Here is an 18,333-nt window from a genome sequence, read left to right as displayed (position 1 = left end):
AAAAGTCTCCCTTGAGGGAGAAATAAAAAACGATCTCGCTTTAACCCGCTTAATTAGCCGGGATGGTGCTTAACATATCGGTTTTGTCTGGTCGCTGCCTACTGGCGAAAATCTGGAAACATCAACTTTGCGGGCGCGCCAGAAAATCAGTGTGGAGGCTGCTTACGAGGCGGTTTGTATCATCAGTATACTGCAACTATTAGAAGAGGGAATTTTAGTTAAGTCACTCCAGAAATGTTTGGCTGTTGCCAGGAAAGTTCTGGAAAAGCGCAACGCCGGATAAAATATCGGTAATATGCCTGTTTCTGGCTATCACACTGGTGAACCGATCGGTTCCTGACAGCGGTGCGATGCCAGCTTTGATGCTAAACTTCGTCGCTTTAACAGCTAATGAAAAAATAACTTTTATGACAGCACTGGATGCCGCACAGCACAGCAACTTACATCAGCGTGTCAATCTGGGAACGCGTATCGTTTTCCTGATCGCCGGACTCGGCATGTCTGCATGGGCGCCATTGGTGCCGTTTGCCAGCCAGCGTCTGGCGTTGAGCGGTGCCTCTCTGGGCGGCTTGCTGTTATGTCTCGGTATAGGTTCGCTGGCTGCCATGCCGGTGACGGGTGCACTGATTGCGCGCTTTGGCGGCCGGAGTGTGATGCTTTGCTCCACGCTGGTGGTGCTGGCAATACTGCCGCTGCTCGCCACGCTCAATGTGATGTGGCTGATGGCGGTCGCGTTAATGATTTTTGGTGCTGGGCTGGGCATGCTGGATGTCGCCATGAATGTGCAGGCAGTCGAAGTAGAGAAAGCAGCACGTAAGCCAATGATGTCGGGTTTTCATGGTTTTTCAGTCTGGGCGGGATTATCGGTGCCGGCGCGGTTAGCCTGCTGCTCGGCAGTGGATTAACCCCACTACAGGCGGTGGCGGTGGTGATGGCATTGATTATCATCCTACTGGTGATTAGCCTGCCAACCTTGATGACAGAACGCTTACACCAACCCGACCAGCCGTGGCTGGTCATCCCACGCGGTTGGGTGGCATTCCTGGGTCTGCTGTGTTTTATCCTGTTCCTGGCTGAAGGTGCGGTGCTCGACTGGAGCGCCCTGTTGCTGTTGCAGAATCCTGATATGAGCGTGGCACATGCCGGCCTTGGCTATGCCATCTTCTCGATTGCCATGACCATTGGCCGCCTGACTGGAGATAAAGTCATTCAGCGTTTTGGTCGCTATCCGGTGATGTTAACGGGCGCGCTGGCTGCTACTGCCGGCATGACGCTGGCTGTGCTGCTACCATGGCCACAAGCGGCATTATTCGCTTTCTTGCTAGTGGGTTTCGGCCTGGCTAACACGGTACCGATGTTGTTCAATGCGGCGGGGAATCAACATGATATGCCATCGAATCGGGCGATTTCGGCCATGACAACATTAGGCTATGCAGGTATTCTCTCAGGTCCGGCTTTAATCGGATTTATTTCCCAGTGGCTCAGTCTAAATGGCGCGTTTTTAGTTATCGCCCTGCTGCTGCTGGCCGTTGCCGCCAGTGCTCGCCTGGTTGCGCGCTAATCGCAGGATCCTGAGACGCTATGCTGCCTTACAAATTTCCTTTGACCTCCGGTAACGTCACCCGCTTCTTTGTGGTGTTCAACCTGGTGCTATTCCTTGCGCTGGGTGCCATGGTGCATAACAGCGTCAACGCGTGGATCACCGATAAACGTTACGCGATGACCGATCTGGCGCGTGCCGTACAGAAACGTATTGATGCTTCTCGCTTCGCCACCTGGCAGATCTATGAGAATCTCGCCACCACAGCCGCTGGTTCAACCCCTAACAGCAATTTGCAGGAAACGCGTTTACGCCCGGATGTCTACTATCTGGAAAAAACCCGCCGCAAAACAGAAGCGCTGATTTTTGGTTCGCATGACAGCAGCACGCTCGACATGACGATGCGAATGTCCAGCTATCTGGATACGTTGTGGGGCGCGGAAAACCCGACCTGGTCCATGTATTTCCTTAATGGTCAGGACAATAGCCTGATCATGATCTCTACGCTGCCGCTGAAAGACATGGCAACGCGCTATAAAGAAAACGCGATCAATACGCTGGTTGATAGCCGCCGCGCGGAAATGCTGCAGCAGGCCAATGCGCTGGATGAACGTGAAAGCTTCTCTCCGCTACGTCACTTCGCGTGGCAGAACGATCACTACTTTACCCTGCGTACCACCTTCAATCAGCCAGGGCACCTTGCCACCGTGGTGGCTTTTGATCTGCCGATCAATGATCTGATCCCACGCAGTATGCCGCTGGAAAATTTCCAGTTAATTCAGGATGCGACCCAAACCACTAACAGCAGCAGTGATGACGCCACCAGCGAGAACACTCACGTTACGCTGGCGAATCCAAATCTTGAGATTGCTGCCTCACTGCCAAGTACCTCACTTCAGTTAGTTTATCGCGTCCCGCTGACCAGCTTGGCGCTGGACACGCTGCACAACCTGATGTGGCCCCTGTTAATTAACCTGGTGCTATTGCTGCTGTCGATTGCCGGCATCACCTTGTTACGCCAACAGTCGCTGCGTCCGAATGAGAACCAGAGTGCAGAGCTTGATTCACTGCGGATGTTAAATGAAGAGATTGTGGCGAGTTTGCCGGTCGGCTTACTGGTTTATGACTTTGCTACCAATCGCACGCTGTTGAGCAACAAAATCGCTGAACACCTGCTGCCACACCTGAATCTGCAAAAAATCATCAATATGTCCGATCAGCATCAGGGCGTATTGCAGGCGACCATCAACAACGAAGTGTATGAGATTCGTCACGCGCGCAGCGTGTTATCTCCGCATACTCAACTGTTTATGATGCGAGATCAGGACCGCGAATTGCTGGTGAATAAAAAGCTGCAAAAGGCGCAACAGGTACTGGATCGTAACCACCAAATGCGCCAGCAGCTGATGCAAAACCTGGGGCATGCGCTGAATCGCCCGCTGGAGAGCATGGTGGCGCAGCTGGTCCAGCTCAGCCAACGCGATGATGATGAAACCGTATTAGATCTTCTTGATGAGAGCCAGAGTCTGGCGCGTCTGGTGGATGACATCGTGCTACTAAACCGGCTGGAAGCGCACGACTGGTCGCCGGATAGCAGCGTATTCAATCTGCAAGAAATGCTGGACGAGATCGCGCTGGAAAGCCTTCCGCTGATGCGCCGCAAAGGGTTGTCGTTTGTGTTGAATAACCACCTTGCCAATGACGAGATGCGTTTTGGGGATCGTCGTGCATTGCGTAAAGTGCTGACAACCCTGATGCATTACGCGCTGACCACCACGCAGTGGGGTAAGATCTCGTTAGAGATTAAAGCCAGTGAGAACAAACCCAACAACGTGCTACTCGAACTCGTGGATACCGGTTCCGGCCTGAGCGTGGACGAGCTGGCGAATGTTGATTTCCCCTATCTGGGCGAAACCACGCAGGATCGCTATGGGCAAGCTTCCGGCATGGCATTTTTCCTGTGCAAACAGCTGTGCAAACAGATGGGCGGACAGCTCGAGATCATCGCTAAACCTGACATCGGTTCGCGCTACAACATTCAACTGCCACTGGCACTTGAGCAACAGAGTGAGCAGGAAGAGAAGTTGCTGGAGGGCGTCACCGCCCTTCTCGATATTGCCGTTGAAGACGTGCATAAAATTGTTTGTCGCCACCTCGAAAATTGGGGTGCGAAGTGCCTGACATCTGATGAACGCCTGTCAGGACAAGATCATGATGTCTTTATCACGGATGATCCTGCTCGTCTTAACGGTTGGGCTTTATTGCTGGCTGATGATGAGATGGGGCACCACGCGTTAAACGACCAACAAATTAGGGTCAATTTCAACCTGAGCAATGCGCTACTGGATGCATTGCTCGCGCTGATTGAGAAACAACTGGCGCATGATTTGATAGAGGAGAGTAGCGAAGATGAAGCTGCCACCCCGCTATTAAGCGGCGGCTATTTCCAGCTGTTTACCGAGACAGTACCGCCTGATGTGAAGAGACTGTATACTGAAGCCGCGGAAAAGGATTATCCCTCGCTTGCTCAGACAGCACATCGCCTGAAAGGCGTGTTTGCCATGTTAAATCTGGTACCAGGTAAACTGCTATGTGAAGCGTTAGAACAACACATAAAAGCATGTGACGATTTAACCATTAAAAATACCACCAGTGAAATTGACGATTATGTCAACCATCTGCTGCAGCAAGGTAACCAATAAGATGAATAACTTGAATGTAATTATTGCCGATGACCATCCGATCGTTCTGTTCGGTATCCGTAAGTCTCTGGAACAGATCGAATGGGTCAACGTTGTAGGTGAGTTTGAAGACTCAACAGCACTGATTAACAGCCTGTCTAAACTGGACGCTAACGTTCTCATCACCGACCTCTCCATGCCTGGCGAGAAGTACGGTGATGGCATCACCCTGATCAAATATATTAAGCGCCACTATCCGGATCTCTCAATTATCGTTCTGACCATGAACAATAACCCAGCGATCCTGAGTGCCGTGCTGGATCTCGATATCGAAGGTATCGTGCTGAAACAAGGCGCGCCTACTGACCTGCCAAAAGCACTGGCTGCCCTGCAGAAAGGCAAGAAATATACGCCGGAAAGCGTGGCAAAACTGCTGGAGAAAATCAGTGCCGGTGGTTACGGTGATAAACGTCTGTCACCGAAAGAGAGTGAAGTACTGCGTCTGTTCTCTGAAGGTTTTCTCGTGACCGAGATTGCTAAGAAGCTCAACCGCAGTATTAAGACCATCAGTAGCCAGAAGAAATCTGCCATGATGAAACTGGGCGTAGATAACGATATCGCGCTGCTGAACTACCTCTCTTCTGTTAGCGCCATCCAAGTCGACAAAGAGTAATCACATCAGGCGCACTTCGGTGCGCCTGATTGTTTTGCCTGTAAGAAAGCGCCCTGGTAAACGCTCGCGACACAATTTATAGCGCGTCGCATCACGTCGCTACCCTTCCCTGCTCTTCCTGACACGCTCAGCGTATACCGCCAGCGTGGTTTTCAGCACATCCAGCGTAACCGGTTTAGACAGACAGTTATCCATCCCCGCGTCCATACAACGCTGTTTCTCTTCTGCCAGCGCATTCGCCGTCACCCCAATTACCGGGAAGGCATGTCCTAATTGACGCAGTCGCTGAGTCAGACGATAGCCATCCATGTTCGGCATGTTGACATCACTCAATACGATGTCGATATGATTGCGGCTCAGCACATTGAGGGCATCCACGCCATCCTGCGCCGTTTTCGTTTGATATCCCAATGTGCCTAACTGCTCAGACAGCAGCATACGGTTAATAGGATGATCATCGACAATCAGTACCATAATATCGTCGTAGTTAGCGGCTTCCTGTGGGACTGGCAACTGCAGCGTTGTGGTGGTTTCGCTATTAATATTGATGCGATAAATGCGTCCCAGCAGCAAAGGGAGATCGTGTAACGTCGCGGTACTGTGAATCCATTGGGTAGGCGCAGTCTCCTGCGGCATGTCAATGTGCTCCCCGCACAGACGAATACGCGCCAACACGTCCTGCTCGGAGAGTTCATCGTGATCGCTGATGATCACATCATCACTTGATGCCTGGCCGTGATAATAGGCAACTTGAATGCCCTGCTGTTGCAACAACCGCTGCAGGAAACTGGCGAGATAACCATTGCGCAGATCCAGCCAGATCGCTTTTTCCTGCAAGCCATCCAGCAGTGGCGGCGCAGGCTGCTGACCTGAATAGATGGGAATACGCACCACAAACTGACTGCCCATGCCCGGTTCGGAATCGACTTCGATATCACCGTCCATCATGTTGATCAGCTTTTCACAGATCGCTAACCCCAGACCGGTTCCCTGGAAATTGCGCTGTACGCCTGAACCCACCTGGAAGAACGGATCGAACAGGCGTGTTACCTCTTTGGCCGGAATACCCACACCGGTATCGCGCACGCGGAAGGCCAGATAGCCCTCTTTAACATAGGCATGCAGAATAATGCAGCCAGTGTGGGTAAACTTGATGGCGTTATTGAGCAGGTTGGAAATCACCTGCTGCAGGCGCATCGGGTCGCCTTCCAGCGTCAGCGGCACATCGTTTTCGATAAAGACGTAGAGCGTTAAGCGCTTGCGTACCACCAGCGACAGGTAGTTACCGGCAATATGGTTGACCACCTCGCGAGGTGAAAACGGGCGTGGTTCAATCTTCAGTTGCTCAGACTCGATTTTCGAGAAGTCGAGAATATCACTGATGATTTTCAACAGCAGGCTCGACGAGTTGTTCATCGCGGTGACCAGAGAGTCGACACCTTTCGGCAACACTTTGGTTTGCAACAGATCGAGGTTACCAATAATGCCGTACAGCGGCGTACGCAGTTCATGGCTGACGGTGGCAAGGAACATCGACTTCGACTGGCTAGCCTGTTCTGCGGCATGTGCCATTTCCTGCAGCGATTGCTCCATGCGCACACGGGCTGAGACATCGACCAACACGCAAATCGCCACATTTTCATTACGATAACGCGAATGCACGAAGCTAATTTGCAGGTTAGTGTTAGTGCCCGTCAGCACATCAACAAAGTTGACCTGCTGACCACCGATGATCTCATTCAAACGCTGGCGATCTTCCTGCGTCAATAACGTCAGGTAGTTGTGCGCCAGTTCGTTACTCAGAATATTGGTGCCATCGCTGGTGCGGAGAATACAGATCCCGACGGGAGCTGAGGCAACAATTTTGCGATTGAACTGTTCATGTTCTTCCAGCCGATGTGCATTGTCTTCTGCGGGCAGGAACATGCGGCGTTCAAAAATCCATGCCAGCGTGAACAATATCAGCGCACTGAGGATATTCAATAACAGCGCATTAATCAGCATCAGCTTAAGCTGATCCATTAGTACATTGGTCGGCAGCGACCAAACTACGTTCAGATTGGAGGGCGGTAACGGCTTTTTCATCACCAGTTGACGATAGCCATCCAGATAACCGAACCAGGAGCTGTCATCCGGTAAATCATCGAGCGAATAACCAGGCCCACCCCGTAAAGAGCTGAGCAGAGGACGGTAGTTCTCATCCGTGATGGTCGCCACCAACGGCAAACCGCCCGGTTGAATAAACTCATCCAGACGAATATTTTGTTCAACACCCAGCAACGCCTGCAGTTTATTCGCTACGTAAACCGGCATCACCATATAGAAATTCCCAACGCCGGGTTGGCTGCTGGCGGTGATCCAGTACATTGGATTGCGGCGTTCATCTTCGTTGCCACTGCGGTAGTGCAGTACACGCTCACGCAGCGCTTTCAGACTGCGTTCACGGTCAACCGAGTTGTTACTGCCAATGGTGAAATCTGCCAGGCACTGATTCTCACCACCAATAAAGAATACGCGGTTCAGCTCATAGGCCGACGCGAAATTGCTCTTCCAGTAATTGATGAAGTAACTCAGTGAATCAAGAGAGTTGCGCCACGTGTTGCTCATGGATGTGCAATCCCCGTCGGAAAACAGCGGCGTGAATTGCGGCAGTGTGCCTTTGCTGGTGGATAAGCCATTGAGCAAATCCAGTCCGTTGGCACTGTTACTCAGGCGATTCTCGGTGATGTACTTCAATTCTCGCATGACATCGGCGGAGTGACGTACATACCACTCTGCCTGACCGTGATTAGTATCAAACTCCTGACGAACCGCGTTCTCTTTCTCGTGCAGCACATTAATAATGAAAAAGGTGGTCAGTAACGCACCCAGCGTCCAAAGCAGCAGCGCCAGCGCACGGAACAGATAGCGCGAAATGCGGAGCGTGGTTCGGAAGGAGACGAGATATTTCAAAGGAGACTCACTGGCAGCAAGGGGTGGTCAGGATAGTGAAAAGTTCTCATACACTAGCTTTATCGGCCCTAAAAAGCCAGTCAGGACGCGACTTTGGGAGTAAATCTCAGACAAAAACAGGCAGGTCGGTTGCCCTGACCTGCCGCTGATTTTCACTGCTGCGGATTACTCTTCGTCGTCCGCTTCTGGTGCATCATCACTGTCAACTTCCGGCGCGATGTCTTCCTCGCCTTCCGCTACGCTACCGTCGATGGCGTCGAGTTCTTCCTCTTCCACCGGCTCAGCCACACGCTGCAGACCCACAACATTTTCGTCTTCTGCGGTGCGGATCAGGATAACGCCCTGGGTATTACGGCCCACGACACTGACTTCCGACACGCGGGTACGCACCAGCGTACCGGCATCGGTGATCATCATAATCTGATCGCCATCTACCACCTGCACCGCGCCGATAACCGGCCCGTTACGTTCGGTGACTTTAATCGAGATCACACCCTGTGTCGCACGCGATTTGGTTGGGTACTCGCTGTTAGCAGTACGTTTACCGTAGCCGTTTTGCGTCACGGTGAGGATGGCACCCTCTTCACGCGGTATGATCAATGACACAACTTTGTCGCTGCCAGCCAGCTTGATACCACGCACGCCGGACGCTGTACGTCCCATGGCACGCACGGCACTCTCAGCGAAGCGCACCACTTTACCGGCGGCAGAGAACAGCATCGCTTCGTCGTTGCCGTTGGTCAGCGCAACGCCAATCAGCTCATCGTCTTCACGCAAGTTGATGGCGATGATACCGGCGCTACGTGGACGTTTGAACTCTTGCAGAGCGGTTTTCTTCACGGTGCCGTCAGCAGTTGCCATGAAGATGTTGAAACCTTCAGTGTATTCACGCACTGGCAAGATGGCGGTGATACGCTCGTTAGGCTCCAGCGGCAACAGGTTGACGATTGGACGACCACGCGCACCACGGCTGGCTTTTGGTAACTGATAAACCTTCATCCAGTAGAGACGACCACGGCTTGAGAAGCACAGAATGGTGTCGTGGGTGTTGGCCACCAGCAGACGATCAATGAAGTCTTCTTCTTTAATACGTGCAGCAGACTTGCCTTTACCACCGCGACGCTGAGCTTCATAGTCAGTCAGCGGCTGATACTTGACATAGCCCTGATGCGACAGGGTCACCACAACGTCTTCCTGATTGATCAGGTCTTCGATGTTGATGTCTGCACTGTTGGCGGTGATCTCGGTACGACGTGCGTCACCGAACTGGTCGCGCATCGCCACCAGCTCTTCACGGATCACTTCCATCAGACGCTCAGCGCTCTGCAAGATATGCAGCAGCTCAGCGATTTGCTCCAACAGCTCTTTATACTCGTCGAGCAGTTTTTCGTGCTCAAGGCCGGTCAGTTTCTGCAGACGCAGATCCAGAATCGCCTGCGCTTGCTGTTCAGTCAGATAGTACTGACCGTCACGAATACCAAACTGCGCTTCCAGCCATTCTGGGCGTGCTGCGTCATCACCGGCGCGCTCCAGCATGGTGGCCACGTTGCCGAGATCCCATGGCTGTGCCAGCAGGGCCAGTTTCGCTTCCGCTGGCGTCGGTGCACGACGAATCATTTCGATGATCGGATCGATGTTGGCCAGCGCAATCGCCAGACCTTCAAGGATGTGCGCACGGTCACGCGCTTTACGCAGCTCAAAAATAGTACGGCGTGTAACGACTTCACGGCGATGGCGCACGAAGGCTTCAATAATGCCCTTCAGCGTCATGATCTTCGGTTGGCCCTGATGCAGTGCCACCATGTTGATACCGAAAGAAACCTGCAACTGCGTCAGTGAATAGAGGTTGTTGAGTACCACTTCACCCACAGCATCGCGTTTGATTTCAATGACGATACGCATGCCGTCTTTGTCAGATTCATCACGCAAGGCACTGATGCCTTCAACGCGTTTCTCTTTAACTAACTCGGCAATTTTTTCAATCAAGCGGGCCTTGTTCACCTGATACGGCAGCTCGTGAACAATGATGGTTTCACGGCCGGTTTTCGCATCGGCTTCCACTTCACCACGCGCACGGATGTAAATCTTGCCGCGACCGGTGCGATAGGCTTCTTCGATACCGCGACGACCGTTAATGAAGGCAGCCGTCGGGAAGTCAGGCCCGGTGATGTGTTCCATCAAGCCTTCAACGGTAATGTCTTCATCTTCGATGAACGCCAGGCAACCGTTGATCACTTCCGTCAAGTTGTGTGGCGGAATGTTGGTCGCCATACCTACGGCGATACCGGACGAACCGTTCACCAGCAGGTTAGGAATTTTGGTTGGCAGAACTTCAGGAATTTGCTCAGTGCCGTCATAGTTAGGCACAAAATCGACGGTCTCTTTTTCGAGGTCCGCCAGCAGTTCGGAAGAGATCTTCGCCATGCGCACTTCGGTATAACGCATCGCTGCGGCGGAGTCGCCATCAACGGAACCGAAGTTACCCTGACCATCTACCAGCATGTAGCGCAGGGAGAACGGCTGGGCCATACGAACAATACTTTCGTATACCGCGGAATCACCGTGTGGGTGATATTTACCGATCACGTCACCGACCACACGGGCCGATTTCTTATAAGCTTTGTTCCAGTCGTTACCCAGTTCGCTCATGGCAAAAAGCACACGGCGGTGCACCGGCTTCAGGCCATCACGCACATCAGGTAAAGCTCGGCCAACGATGACCGACATGGCGTAATCAAGGTAAGAGTTTTTTAACTCTTCTTCGATATTGACCGGTGTAATTTCTCTCGCAAGGTCGCTCATGGAGCCGCTATCCCTCTACATAATGCCGGTTTTTAATGGTGCGAAAGTATATCACAGTGGATGCCCTCGGTGAACGTAAAGCAGGGTTTAATGCCGCTTTTCCTTTAAGGTGAGAGATGCGCTGGCAAGAGTTAAGCGTTTATACTGAGGGAATATTTTGTCAGGAGTCATGATTCAATGAGTGAACAACCGCAGGAAAGCCGCCAGAACGTCGACCACGCCGAGATTGCCAAGTTTGAAGCGGTCGCATCGCGCTGGTGGGATTTAGAGGGTGAATTTAAGCCGTTACACCGCATCAATCCCCTGCGTCTTGGCTGGATTGCTCAGCACAGTAACGGGCTGTTTGGTAAGAAGGTCCTGGACGTGGGCTGCGGCGGCGGGATTTTGGCAGAAAGCATGGCGCGCGAAGGTGCCAACGTGACCGGACTGGATATGGGCGCCGAGCCGCTGGAAGTGGCGCGGTTACATGCGCTGGAGAGCGGTGTGAGCGTGAACTATGTGCAGCAAACCGTGGAAGATCATGCGCTCAGCCATGCGGGCGCCTATGACGTAGTAACCTGCATGGAGATGCTGGAACACGTTCCTGATCCACGTTCTGTGGTACTGGCTTGCGCGCAGTTGGTTAAGCCGGGTGGCGAAGTGTTCTTCTCTACGATTAACCGCAATCCAAAGGCATGGTTACTGGCGGTGTTCGGCGCCGAATACGTGATGCGCATGGTGCCGCGCGGCACGCATGACGTGAAAAAGTTTATCCGCCCCTCAGAGTTGCTGAACTGGGTTGATGAGTCGCCATTGCGCGAGATGGGCATGATTGGCTTGCACTATAATCCGCTGACCAATCAGTTCCGTCTGGGACGTGGTGTGGATGTGAACTATATGGTGCATACGCATCGTCAGGATTGATCTTCCTGCTGTCTACTCTTCAAGCTGTGCCGAACGGCTGAAGGGTTGCTGTGCATGGCGCAATGCTTGTCAGTTAAGTTCCTGCTCAGGTGAGGCTGCCGTTTTAATAAATGGCAGCCTTTTTACATGTGCGTTTAGTGCAGGCCACAGCACCTCTGCTGCTGCCGGGCCGTCCTCGCGCCGCTTCGCGGTGCCTTCGGCTGCAACGTCGTGCCGGACGGACCGTTCGGGTAAGGCCATCCAGGCCAACCCGAACTGCCTGTCGCATCCATGCGACCGGCTCCTGGCACAACGTCTCCGCCTCAGCGCTGCGAATAGCCCGTTGCAGCAGCAGAGACGCTGTGGCCTCAGACACTGTGCCCTTTGTGGCAGTATAAGCGCTAAAGTCTCCACCATCGTGTCCTTTCCAACAGCGTAAACAGATGTTAGCAAGCAGGCTGGTGCCGCTCAGGGGATGGCATTTCGCAGCGCTGAACAGAATGAGGAAGCTAGGAGAGCCAGCATGGATGCTGGCGCAAGGTGCAGCCGGGACAGGGAAAGTCCCGTCTGCGCCGGTCCGTCAGGCTGACGAGTGAAGTGAAGGTACCGCGTCAGCGGCGCGAGGACAGCCAGCCCCTGAGCGGAACCAGACTGCATTATCACTGATTGCTTAACAAACAAGTATCACACCCTTCTCATGCCCTTACTCGGGAAAAATCCCCTTAAACGCGGTTTTCTTTCTCGGTTCGCTCATCAGCGCCTCTAGCGCCTCGACGCAGGCCAGATAATGCGGCGTTTTTCTTGTGCGCCAGCACTGCGGCCTCATCCGCATAAGCTTCATAAATAAAGAAGCGTGTCGCTTCGCTACTGTCTTGCAAGACGTCAAAACGCAGATTGCCAGGCTCCTGCAGTGCCCCTAAATGATTGAGCTTAAACACCCGCAAAAATTCGTCGATACAGTCGGGCTTCACGTTGATCTCTACCAGCGTTACTTCCATCGCAAGGCTCCTAAAAGTCATAATTGTCAATGTTGTCTTTGGTAAACACTACGCGCTCGGGCAGTAGCACAATACCATTCCCTTTTGCCTCATAATTGTAGCCCTGTACGCTGTTGTCAGAGACTGTCACTTTACCCACATCGGGCACATCCAGCGTATCGCCGGGATTCAGCTCACCTTTCAGCAATTGATTGGCGACTGCCACAGAAATCTTACCCTGCTTAACCACATCCCACAGACCAAACTGCTTCACCGTGCCGCGCTTCACATAAGGGCGCATCACGTTCGGGGTGCTAAACCCAACAAGGGCGACATCTTTGCGCGCCAAATTTTCTGCGGCTTGCGCAGCGGCGGGAAGTGCATTGGCATCAGGTGCGATAATCACGTCCAAATCTGGCCATGACTTCAGAATGCCTTCAGCCGTTTGCAATGATTTGGTGGCATCGTTATAGCCATATTGTGTCGTCACAATCTCCCAGTTGGGGTGGTCTTTAGCGATTTTGGCCTTCGCCTCTTTGACCCATTGATTTTGGTCCGTCACCGTGGGGCTAGAATAGAAGAACGCGACTTTGGCTTTATCTTTTGTCACCTGGCTCGACGCCATATCCACCAGCATGCCCCCCAACTGCGTCGGTGTGCCCTGATTAATGTAGATTGAACGGCATTCGGGTTTGGTATCAGAATCCCATGTCAGGACTTTTACCCCACGTTGCATCGCCCGTTTCAATGCCGGACAGAGTCCATCTGGCGATACCGCAGCCACAACGATGGCGTTATAACCTTGGTTAACGAAGTTATTGATCATCTGTACTTGCCCAGAAACGCTGGGTTCTGTTGGGCCATCATAAGTGACATCTACGCCTAATGTTTTTCCTGCGTCAGTCGCACCTTTACCACCACTGGTGAAATACCCTACCCCCACCAGTTTAGGGATGAAGGCAATGCGTTCAGCGGCTTGAACACTGATGCATGCTCCTAACACACAACAAAGCGCGAGCGATAATTTCTGCAGTTTCATGATTAAGACTCCCGGTATGATGCGGGGCGACGTGCTATTCGAGCACGGAACCGCCGCCACATTTGGCGCACAATGCCTGGATTCAGGCTCCAGGAGCGTCCAATCACCGCAAAGATCAAGAGTGCGCCGGAAAGCGCATTACTGACCTGACTTGACACCCCTACCATTTGCAAACCCTGCTGTAAAAAACCGATGACCAGCGTGGCCAGTGCCGTTCCCATAACCGAACCGGCACCGCCGTAGATATTTGCCCCGCCTAACACCACCGCAGTGATTGCGGGCATTAATAGCGGACTACCCAGATCGGCGCGTGCCGATCCGAAATAGGCACTCATGACCACAGCAGCGATTGCTGATGCCAGCCCAACTAAGCCATACAGCAGGAGTAGAGTCCGATTGACGGGCAACGCACCGTAGCGCGCTGCACACGAGTTTTGCCCCAACAAAAAGATGTAGCGTCCTGTACGAGTACGATGCATCAATCCCCAAAACACCAGACTAAGCAGAGCAAACAAAAGCAGTGGCATCGGAATGCCTAACGGTGTCAGGTTCGCTAAATGGGTAAACGTGTCGGGAAAGTTGCCAATACCCTCAAACCCCGTTGCCCCAGCCAGACCCGACAAAAGCAAAGCGCCACCGCCGAACAAATACAGCGTACCCAAGGTTATGACTAAAGGATTAACGCCCGTCCAAATAATTAATAATCCATTAAAACAGCCGCACAGGAATCCCAGGATTAAGGTGCAGAGCAAGACAAGCGGTAACGGCCATTGGCTTTGGAGCATGACACCCAGCGCAATAGCACATAGCCCAGTGACAGAGGCAAAGGAGATGTCGATACCGCCACTGACGATGACCAAGGTCAACGGCAACGCGACAATGCCCACAGTGATAAAATCGCTGGTACTAAACAGGAGTGTTTCAAGATTCAGCATGCGCGGGTTTGCCCAGCCAAAAAGTAAAATCTCCAATACCAGTAACAACGCCAAAGCGCTTTCCCAATTCAATGCATGTTTCATTCGATGGCTCCCCGACGAGAGGCAGAGGATGAAGGACGTGATTTCCTTGGCGCTGCTGTGAGAAAACGTGCGTACTTCTGCCGATGTAAGCGCTGTGTCAACGCTTTACGTACCCGCCCATCAATCACTAACACTGCCAGTAGCACTAACCCTGAGATGAAATCATTCCACCAGGCCGGTAATCTTAACAACACCAGAACGCTGTCGATTTGAGTCAAAAACCACGCGCCCAATACCGCCCCTAATAGGGTACCGGTGCCCCCGAGTAAGCTGACGCCCCCGAGGACGCAGGCAGCAATCGCTTTCATCTCCATTCCTGTACCCGTTTGGTTGGGCACGAAACCAATCTGTGCCGCGAAAACGATACCGGCTAGTGCTGCCAAGGCCCCATTTGCAGTGAAGGCTAAAATACGCACCTGATTAACGGGCACTCCCAGTTGACGCGCACCTTGCAAATTGTCACCCGTGGCATAAAAATTACGTCCTGCTGATGTTCGTGCCAGTAGCAACATCATTAACCCCGCCAACAATAAAATCAGCATACCCAGCGGTGAAATGCCAAATGCCAGCGGTGCCGCCAGCGTTTTAAGTTGTTCCGGTAACCCCTCAATCCATTTGCCTTCGGTTAACAGCAACATCAATCCACGATAAAGCCCCAGCGTCCCCAACGTGGCCACAATCGCCGGAATGCGGAGGCCCGTCACTAATACGCCATTAAAGCATCCCGCTAACATGCCGGTGAGAAGGGTAAATAAGCAGGCGAGCGGTAATCCCACCCCCTGATTAAGTAAGATGCCGAGCACGGCGGCACACAGCCCCATGGTCGATCCACAAGAGACGTCAATATTGCGTGTCAGCAACACCAGCGAGGCACCCATCGCCAGAAGAATCGCAATCTGCGCGCTGCCAAAAATCATACCCACCCATTGCAAACTGAGACTCTGGCGGTCCAGCATTAATGGCATGGTAAACAGCAGCACAATCGCCAGCAGCGTGGTGAGTTCACGGTGAGTTTGCAGGTATCTCAACATGGGCTGGCTCCTGAGGTTTGCCGGGCGTGTCCCCATGCCATATGAAGGATATTTTCAGCACTAACAGCCGAGGCAGATAGCTCGCCAACCTGTTCGCCCTGATACATCACCACGACACGATCGGCCAACAGCGCCACCTCATCCAAATCAGAGGAGATGATTACCAGCCCAACTTGCTGCGCGACAACGGACCGAAGCAGTTGGTAGATATCAGCACGGGCGCTGACATCTACCCCACGCGTAGGCTCATCCACAATCAGCACTTTTGGCATCGCTTCCAGACAATTCGCCAACAACAACTTTTGCTGATTGCCTCCCGACAGCGTTCGCGCCAACTGAGATGAATCACTCAATCGGATACCCAGCGCCCGCTGATAGCGCGTCAGAATGGCTTTCTCTTGCTGTGGTCTTAACCACCATCTGCGCTGCGGAAGCGTCAAAGCCGTGACATTCCAGGTTAAGGGAGCATCCAGATAGAGCCCCGAACGTTGACGATCTTCAGGTAAATACACTAACCCTGCGTGCAATCGACGAGCAGTAGACAACGGTAATAAGGGGATATCCTGCAGATGCACGGTTCCGCTGCTGGCCTCACGCAAACCGTAGAGGGTTTCCGCCAGTTCGGTGCGGCCTGCACCGACGATACCCGCCAATCCCAGAATCTCACCTGCTTTGACGTCAAAGGAGATGTGACGAAAACCTTCCCCGCTGAGCTCATGAACACGCATTAGTTGCGCATTTTGCTGGTCAGAAACCTTCGAGCCCGCCTGCAACCAGAGCTGCTGTTCAGCACTTAAACGAGCTGCTGGCTCCTGTGGCATCATGGCCGCCACCAATGCCTCATCGTTCCAATCCGTCATCGCGCCTTGCAGAACGATACAGCCATCACGCATTACGCTGACCTGATGAGCCAGCGCGCGTATTTCTGGCAATTTATGAGAAATGAACACCACCCCCGCGCCCTGTTGTGCCAACTGACGCACCAGACGAAACAAACGCTCACTTTCAATCGGCGTGAGTGAAGCGGTAGGTTCATCAAAAATTAAGACGCGCGCATCACGCATCAGGCCACGCAAAATCTCCACTTGTTGTTGATCGGCAACTGCCAACGTACCTGCCAGAGCATTCAGCGGCAGCGTACTCTCCATTTCCAGCAGTAAACGTTCGAGTTTGCGCATATCAGCCTGCGCATGAGGGAGGCGGAACAGAATGTTTTCGCGCACGGTCAGACTCGGAAACAACAGAGGTTCCTGTGGTACGAGATAGATGCCGCATCGATGAGCTTGCGCAGGTGTCATCAGTGAAAGCCGCGTTCCCGCCAGCAACATTACACCGCTGTCCGCCTGTTCAATTCCGGCGATGATCTTCATCAGCGTTGATTTACCCGCGCCATTTCCGCCGAGTAAGGCATGAATTTCGCCACTACGTAGCTGAAAATCGATACTTTTGAGCACCGCCACACCGGAGAACGCCTTACTCAGCTGGGTTATTTCAAGTAACACGTTGGATTGTCCCATGACCTTCACCTGCATCATTGCCGCCAGAAGAACAAATGATTTTTAAATAACATTATGTTCACAATCCTGGTTAAGCTCTCTACAGAAAACTCACGGCGTGGTCACAGATTGTGCTTTCCTTGCCTAAAAGCTTATGCTGGCGAATGAAAGGATGTGAGAACTGCTATTAGCGTCACATTTCATTAACAAGCCCAAGCGAACAATTGATTTTAATTTTATAAAGTGTTCATCATGAAAAACGATCGTACCCCGGCAGCGGGACTCATTGTGGATAACGGTATGGGCGAAGAAGAACTCCTTGCGCGCACCGCCTGGTTCTATTATCACGACGGCCTGACGCAAAACGAAATCGGTGAAAGACTCGGTTTAACGCGCCTCAAGGTGTCACGCCTGCTGGAGAAAGGGCGTCAGTCTGGGGTGATTCGTGTGCAGATCAATTCACGTTATGAAGGCTGTTTAACGCTCGAACATGCACTGCAACAGCGCTTTAACTTAAAGCAGATACGTGTTCTGCCACAGTTAGACAGCCCTAATTTGAGCCAGCGACTCGGGGTTGGCGCGGCTCAGATGTTGATGTCGGTTCTCCAACCACAGCAATTACTGGCTGTCGGATTTGGGGAGACCAGTATGAATACCTTGCAACACCTCAGCGGCTTTATTTCATCGCAACATATTCGCATGGTAACGCTATCCGGTGGCGTCGGTCCCTACATGACGGGCCTTGGGCAGTTAGATGCAGCGTGCGGTATCAGCATAATTCCGGCCCCGCTACGCGCATCCAGCGCCAACGTTGCTCAGATCCTACGCCAGGAACGGAGTGTTAAAGATGTGATGCTCGCGGCTTGCGCCGCTGATGTGGCGATTGTGGGAATCGGTGCATTACGCCAGAAGCAGGAGGCCACCATACTGCGTTCGGGTTATATCAGCGAGGGAGAGCAACTGATGTATGCGCGCAGAGGCGCGGTTGGCGACATTCTTGGCTATTTTATGCGACCCGATGGGCAGTTAGCGGACGCTATGCCGATTCATGAAGAGTTGATTGCAGTTAGCCCTGAAGAACTTGCGGCCATTCCAATGGTGATGGGTGTCGCGGGTGGCCCTGAGAAAGCAGAAGCCATCCTTGCTGCTCTGGAAGGGGGCCGTATTAATGCTCTGGTAACAGAAGAAGGAACGGCCCGCTCAATATTGGCATTGCTGTAATCGCCTAGTGGCGGGGCAGA

General features: G+C 52.7%; 10 protein-coding genes and 2 pseudogenes. 5 read left to right on the top strand and 7 right to left on the bottom strand.

Annotation, left to right across the window (positions count from 1 at the left end):
• The first annotated feature begins 407 nt into the window (after positions 1–407).
• The 3 genes and pseudogenes from HA51_RS11460 (at position 408) to rcsB (ending at position 4,894) form a co-directional block, all read left to right on the top strand.
• A pseudogene (locus HA51_RS11460) lies at positions 408–1,561 on the top strand (MFS transporter).
• Positions 1,562–1,584: 23 nt separating this feature from the next.
• Positions 1,585–4,242, top strand: a complete 2,658-nt coding sequence (gene rcsD / locus HA51_RS11455) for a phosphotransferase RcsD (RefSeq protein ID WP_084934648.1) — start codon at positions 1,585–1,587, stop codon at positions 4,240–4,242.
• 1 nt (position 4,243) lies between these two features.
• The gene (gene rcsB, locus HA51_RS11450; RefSeq protein ID WP_084934630.1) at positions 4,244–4,894 is read left to right on the top strand and encodes a response regulator transcription factor RcsB; all 651 of its coding nucleotides are present in this window, start codon (positions 4,244–4,246) and stop codon (positions 4,892–4,894) included.
• A 99-nt stretch (positions 4,895–4,993) separates the two neighbouring features.
• Here rcsB and rcsC read toward each other — a convergent pair whose 3' ends face one another.
• Both rcsC and gyrA read right to left on the bottom strand, forming a co-directional pair.
• A complete protein-coding gene (gene rcsC, locus HA51_RS11445; RefSeq protein WP_084934629.1) occupies positions 4,994–7,846 on the bottom strand; it encodes a two-component system sensor histidine kinase RcsC in 2,853 nt (950 codons plus the stop codon).
• A 165-nt stretch (positions 7,847–8,011) separates the two neighbouring features.
• Positions 8,012–10,648, bottom strand: a complete 2,637-nt coding sequence (gyrA, locus tag HA51_RS11440) for a DNA topoisomerase (ATP-hydrolyzing) subunit A (RefSeq protein WP_084934628.1) — start codon at positions 10,646–10,648, stop codon at positions 8,012–8,014.
• 177 nt (positions 10,649–10,825) lie between these two features.
• Here gyrA and ubiG point away from each other — a divergent pair, with 177 nt between their 5' ends.
• On the top strand, positions 10,826–11,551 hold the full coding sequence (ubiG, locus tag HA51_RS11435; RefSeq protein WP_084934627.1) for a bifunctional 2-polyprenyl-6-hydroxyphenol methylase/3-demethylubiquinol 3-O-methyltransferase UbiG: 726 nt from the start codon (positions 10,826–10,828) through the stop codon (positions 11,549–11,551).
• 682 nt (positions 11,552–12,233) lie between these two features.
• Here ubiG and lsrG read toward each other — a convergent pair.
• The 5 genes and pseudogenes from lsrG to lsrA all read right to left on the bottom strand — a co-directional run bounded on the left by lsrG (position 12,234) and on the right by lsrA (position 17,113).
• A pseudogene (lsrG, locus tag HA51_RS11420) lies at positions 12,234–12,528 on the bottom strand ((4S)-4-hydroxy-5-phosphonooxypentane-2,3-dione isomerase).
• 10 nt (positions 12,529–12,538) lie between these two features.
• Positions 12,539–13,546, bottom strand: coding sequence for an autoinducer 2 ABC transporter substrate-binding protein LsrB (lsrB, locus tag HA51_RS11415; RefSeq protein WP_084934625.1), 1,008 nt, complete (start codon positions 13,544–13,546; stop codon positions 12,539–12,541).
• A 2-nt stretch (positions 13,547–13,548) separates the two neighbouring features.
• On the bottom strand, positions 13,549–14,565 hold the full coding sequence (gene lsrD / locus HA51_RS11410; RefSeq protein WP_084934624.1) for an autoinducer 2 ABC transporter permease LsrD: 1,017 nt from the start codon (positions 14,563–14,565) through the stop codon (positions 13,549–13,551).
• Positions 14,562–15,596 carry an autoinducer 2 ABC transporter permease LsrC gene (gene lsrC / locus HA51_RS11405; RefSeq protein ID WP_084934623.1) on the bottom strand — a complete coding sequence of 345 codons (1,035 nt, stop codon included), beginning with the start codon at positions 15,594–15,596 and terminating at the stop codon, positions 14,562–14,564. The genes lsrD and lsrC overlap by 4 nt, the downstream gene beginning before the upstream one ends.
• Positions 15,590–17,113 (bottom strand): autoinducer 2 ABC transporter ATP-binding protein LsrA, encoded by a 1,524-nt coding sequence (lsrA, locus tag HA51_RS11400; protein WP_139810670.1) that lies wholly within the window; start codon positions 17,111–17,113, stop codon positions 15,590–15,592. Before lsrA ends, lsrC begins: the two co-directional genes overlap by 7 nt.
• 231 nt (positions 17,114–17,344) lie before the next feature.
• On the opposite strand from lsrA, the gene lsrR reads away from it, so the two are divergent.
• The gene (lsrR, locus tag HA51_RS11395) at positions 17,345–18,313 is read left to right on the top strand and encodes a transcriptional regulator LsrR (RefSeq protein ID WP_084934621.1); all 969 of its coding nucleotides are present in this window, start codon (positions 17,345–17,347) and stop codon (positions 18,311–18,313) included.
• Positions 18,314–18,333: the final 20 nt, after the last annotated feature.

The organism is Pantoea rwandensis (assembly GCF_002095475.1).
Lineage (GTDB): Bacteria > Pseudomonadota > Gammaproteobacteria > Enterobacterales > Enterobacteriaceae > Pantoea > Pantoea rwandensis.
This window is presented reverse-complemented; position numbering and strand designations above follow the sequence as displayed.

Bases quoted from the DNA above. Each gene is read 5' to 3' on its own strand.
- rcsB (WP_084934630.1), top strand. From the start codon at position 4,244: ATGAATAACTTGAATGTAATTATTGCCGATGACCATCCGATCGTTCTG.
- gyrA (WP_084934628.1), bottom strand. From the start codon at position 10,648: ATGAGCGACCTTGCGAGAGAAATTACACCGGTCAATATCGAAGAAGAG.
- lsrR (WP_084934621.1), top strand. From the start codon at position 17,345: ATGAAAAACGATCGTACCCCGGCAGCGGGACTCATTGTGGATAACGGT.
- lsrA (WP_139810670.1), bottom strand. From the start codon at position 17,113: ATGGGACAATCCAACGTGTTACTTGAAATAACCCAGCTGAGTAAGGCG.
- ubiG (WP_084934627.1), top strand. From the start codon at position 10,826: ATGAGTGAACAACCGCAGGAAAGCCGCCAGAACGTCGACCACGCCGAG.
- lsrB (WP_084934625.1), bottom strand. From the start codon at position 13,546: ATGAAACTGCAGAAATTATCGCTCGCGCTTTGTTGTGTGTTAGGAGCA.
- lsrD (WP_084934624.1), bottom strand. From the start codon at position 14,565: ATGAAACATGCATTGAATTGGGAAAGCGCTTTGGCGTTGTTACTGGTA.
- lsrC (WP_084934623.1), bottom strand. From the start codon at position 15,596: ATGTTGAGATACCTGCAAACTCACCGTGAACTCACCACGCTGCTGGCG.